This is a genomic window from Spiroplasma sp. Moj, assembly GCF_016082285.1.
Lineage (GTDB): Bacteria > Bacillota_I > Bacilli_A > Mycoplasmatales > Mycoplasmataceae > Spiroplasma > Spiroplasma phoeniceum.
In genome coordinates this window covers 1-4,187 of the sequence record NZ_MQTY02000088.1, presented here as the reverse complement: position 1 = coordinate 4,187, position 4,187 = coordinate 1, and the positions used below count along the sequence as shown (strand labels likewise).

The 4,187-nt window shown below is 27.5% G+C and carries 4 protein-coding genes and 1 riboswitch; all 4 genes read left to right on the top strand.

Annotation, left to right across the window (positions count from 1 at the left end; all coding sequences use genetic code 4):
• The first annotated feature begins 240 nt into the window (after positions 1-240).
• A riboswitch (purine riboswitch) is annotated at positions 241-338 on the top strand.
• A gap of 86 nt (positions 339-424) precedes the next feature.
• Positions 425-1,870, top strand: a complete 1,446-nt coding sequence (guaB, locus tag BST80_RS04315) for an IMP dehydrogenase (protein WP_415746118.1) — start codon at positions 425-427, stop codon at positions 1,868-1,870.
• A gap of 181 nt (positions 1,871-2,051) precedes the next feature.
• Positions 2,052-2,186: a 50S ribosomal protein L34 gene (rpmH, locus tag BST80_RS04310; RefSeq protein WP_004028019.1), complete on the top strand. Its 135-nt coding sequence runs from the start codon at positions 2,052-2,054 to the stop codon at positions 2,184-2,186.
• Positions 2,187-2,218: 32 nt separating this feature from the next.
• Entirely contained in the window at positions 2,219-2,545 is a 327-nt protein-coding gene (gene rnpA, locus BST80_RS04305) for a ribonuclease P protein component (RefSeq protein WP_400249171.1), read from the top strand.
• A 15-nt stretch (positions 2,546-2,560) separates the two neighbouring features.
• On the top strand, positions 2,561-3,838 hold the full coding sequence (yidC, locus tag BST80_RS04300; protein WP_415746117.1) for a membrane protein insertase YidC: 1,278 nt from the start codon (positions 2,561-2,563) through the stop codon (positions 3,836-3,838).
• The last annotated feature ends 349 nt before the right edge of the window (positions 3,839-4,187 follow it).

Below are 4,187 nucleotides of genomic sequence, written 5' to 3'. Positions count from 1 at the left end.
TCCTATAATTTCTATTTTAAATATATTTTATAGGAATTTTAAAATAACTAGATTATGCAAGAAGTCTATTTAAGATTATGTTAAGTTCTATATTAATTTTAGCGATGGTTAATGGACTTTTACGCTATTTTTAGTATATAATGTTGTTAGTAAAAAGTAAGGTGGTGTGGTGGTTTATCCACGTGCCACCTTACTTAAAGGGGTAAAAGTCGCGAAGCGACTTAGGGGCAACGCCCCTTTCCTTGATACTTACAATAATCCTATATATACTAGAAATATGGTCTAGTGTCTCTACAGTTAACCTTAAATTAAATACTATAGGTCTTAATTTATTTTTAATTTGTTAAGACTGTTTGTTAATTGGTTTTAATGGTCATGTTTCTTTTATTAAATTTTTTGTATTAAATATTTTGGAGGAACAAACATGCAAATTAAAAAATCTTATACCTTTGATGATCTACTATTAGTTCCACAAAAATCAGATATTTTACCATATCAGATTGACTTAAGAACTAAACTAACAAAAAATATTGAATTAAATATTCCTTTTATATCTTCAGCAATGGATACTGTTACTGAATCAAAATTGGCAATCGCAATTGCTCGCGAGGGTGGAATTGGAATTATTCATAAAAATTTATCAATTGATAAACAAGCAGCAGAAATTGAAAAAGTTAAACGTAACGAGTCAGGTTTTATTATTAATCCGATAACATTAAAACCAACAATGACAGTTCAGGATGCTGAAAATATTATGGCTCAGTATCGTATTTCTGGTTTACCAATTGTTGATGAAGAAAACAGATTATTGGGAATAATTACAAATCGGGATATTAGAGCATGTCATGATTTAACTGCTTCTGTGGATAAATTTATGACTGTAAAAAACTTAATTACAACTCATGAAAATATTGATTTAGAACAAGCAAAAGATATTTTGTTAAATAATCGTATTGAAAAACTACCAATCGTTAATAAAAAAAATGTGTTAATTGGGTTAATTACCATTAAAGATATTAATAATCGTGACGAATATCCTAATGCTTGTAAAGATGAACAAGGACGATTACGAGTAGGTGCAGCCGTTGGAATTGATGAAAATACATTATTACGTGTTGAAAAACTTGTTGACGTTGGGGTTGATGTAATTGTTGTTGACTCAGCGCATGGTCATAGTCAAGGTATTATTAATATGGTTAAAAAAATTAAAAAAGCTTTTCCAACGATTAATTTAATTGCTGGGAATGTTGTTACTGCTCAAGGAACTTTAGATTTAATTGCAGCTGGTGCTAATGCAATTAAAGTTGGTGTCGGACCAGGAAGTATTTGTACAACAAGAGTTGTTGCTGGAGTTGGAGTTCCTCAAATGACAGCCATTAATGATGTTTATGAGGTTTGTAAAGGAAAAGAAATTCCAGTCATTGCTGATGGTGGAATTAAATATTCTGGGGATGTTATTAAAGCACTTGCAGCTGGTGCTAATGCAGTAATGATGGGTTCAGTTTTTGCATCAACATTTGAAGCACCTGGTGAAGAAATGATTGTTGAAGGTAAAAAATATAAAACATATATGGGAATGGGCTCATTAGCTGCTATGAAAAAAGGTAGTGCTGATCGTTATTTTCAAGATAAAAATCGTAAATTAGTTCCAGAAGGAGTTGAAGGAAGAGTTTTATTAAAGGGTAAATTAAGTGATATTTTATTTCAATTTATTGGTGGTGTACGGAGCGGTTTTGGTTATTGTGGTGCAAAAAATATTCTAATGTTGCAAAAAACAGCTCAGTTTGTGGAAATTTCAAATAATGGTTTAAAAGAATCACATCCACATGATATTGCAATTACCAAAGAACCACCAAATTACACAAAATAATATTATTCAAATTACACAAAATAATATTATTATTATAAGCAAAAAGATAAATGGAGATGAGAAAGCATATCAATCTCCATTTTTATTTTTAAAAAAATATTATTTTAATTGATATTTTTTATTAATTAAGATATTATTTATATGATGTCTTAATAATTTATATCATAAGGAGGTGCTAGTAATGAAAAGAACGTGACAACCAAGTAAAATTAAACATAAAAGAACACATGGTTTTCGAGCAAGAATGGAATCAGCTTCAGGCCGTAAAGTTTTAAGTAAAAGAAGAGCGAAAGGAAGAAAAGTATTATCAGCTTAAAAATGCTGGTAAAATACTTTATTTTTCTATTTGTGTCAAAATGTGAAAAAAAATTTATTGTTAAAAAAAATTATGAATTTCAAAAAATAATAAATAATCGTTCTTTTATTAAAACTAACCCTTATTTTATTTATTTTAAAAGAAATGATCTTAATTATCATCGTTTTGGAATATCTGTTGGTAAAAAATTAGGAAATGCTGTTGTTAGAAATAAAGTAAAAAGACAAATTCGAAGTATGTTAAATTTTGATTTTTCAGTAACAGAAGGTTATGATCAAATCATTATTGTTCGAAAATCATATTTTAACAATAGTTATTTAATTAATAAAGAAATTTTATTAAATCAAATCAAAATGTAAAAAGGAGGCGAAATAGTGAACTATCGTGATTATATTTTCTCCGATGGGAAAAGAACACGAAAACCTTGATATTCAATTGCCTGGAAATGAACAAAATTAGTCCTGTATCTTTTTTTAATTATATCAATGTTATGAGGTTGTGGACAAATGATGGTTCCAAAATATGGGACTGCCCAAATTTTAGGTGTTTCTGGTCAGAAAATATATAAACCAGGAGTTTTCTTTGAAATTATTTTAGGATACGCTAATGTTGGGAAAGAACACTTTTTTCATTTTGAAAATGGACAACTATATGAATATCCATATTTAGCAATTAGAACATGATCTGATGCTTTTGTTAAAACATCTTCACCATTTTATGGTTGTTTTGTGTTTCCTGTTGCTTGAATTTTAGTTAATTTAATTTATGGTTTTGGTGGATTAGATAATGGTGCAGGAATTATTGGCGCATTATTCTTAACTTCATTAATTGTGCGTTTAATTACTTTAATGTTTAGTTGAAAAGCACAACGAAATCAAGACAAAATGCAATTAATGCAAATTAAACAAGCAGAAATTCAGGCCAAATATAAGGGTTCAAAAGATCCAGAGGCAAAACAAAAGCAACAAATGGAAATGATGCAGTTGTATCGCAAAGAAGGAGTTTCACCATTATCCACAATTGGTTCGTCTTTTTTATCAATTCCGTTTTTAATTGCGATGTATACTGTTGTTAGAGCAACACGAGAATTAAAAATGGCGACAATTGGGCAAATTTCTTTAATTGAAAAGCCATGAGATATGATTACTAGTGGGAATTATGTTTATTTAGCTTTATTATTTGTATATTTGCCTATTCAAATTCTTTCGATGATTTTACCAACTATTTTAAATCTTCGTAAAACAAGAGTTATTACAAAGGAACAGAAAAAAGCACGTAAACGGCAATTTATTATGCAAGGAGTAATGATTGTTGTCTTCTTTGTAGTTACAATTTCAATTGCATCTGGGGTTGCTATTTATTGAATTTTCTCAGCCTTTATTCAAATTTTACAAACGTTAGGATTTCATTTCTTACTAGTTAAGAAACGAAGTAAAAAAAATAAAAACAAAGAATCGTTTGGACAAAGAATTAAGCATTTATTTGTTAGAAAACAACATTTAAAAACAACTAATAATATTGAAAATGTTGAAATTACAAAAACAAAACAAGTAAAAACAAATAATGCCGATAAAATTTCTTATAATCCGGTTAAATCAAAACCTAAAAAATCTAAATTTTCTTTACATAGTAAGAAAAAAAATAAAGATTAATGATTTTCATAAAAAAATTTAAGTCGCAAAAAAAATAGAGAATTTTTAAATAATTCAAATAAAAACTTCTTTTATAAAACTGAATTATAAACAAAATGATTTTTTCAGCGACTAGAAGTAACCTTTTTTGAAATTAATGATATTATTTCTTTTTGTAAAGAACATTTAGATAGTATTATCAAAGATATCTTATTAACGAAAGATTATGAGATGTCTTTTTCATATTCTAATAAGCAATTTTTAATTACATTAAATATTAGAGGTTTTAAAATAAATATTAATATTTTTGATTTTGTTTTTATTCTAGAAACATTATTAGACTTCTTGCATAACCTAGTTATTTTAAAAT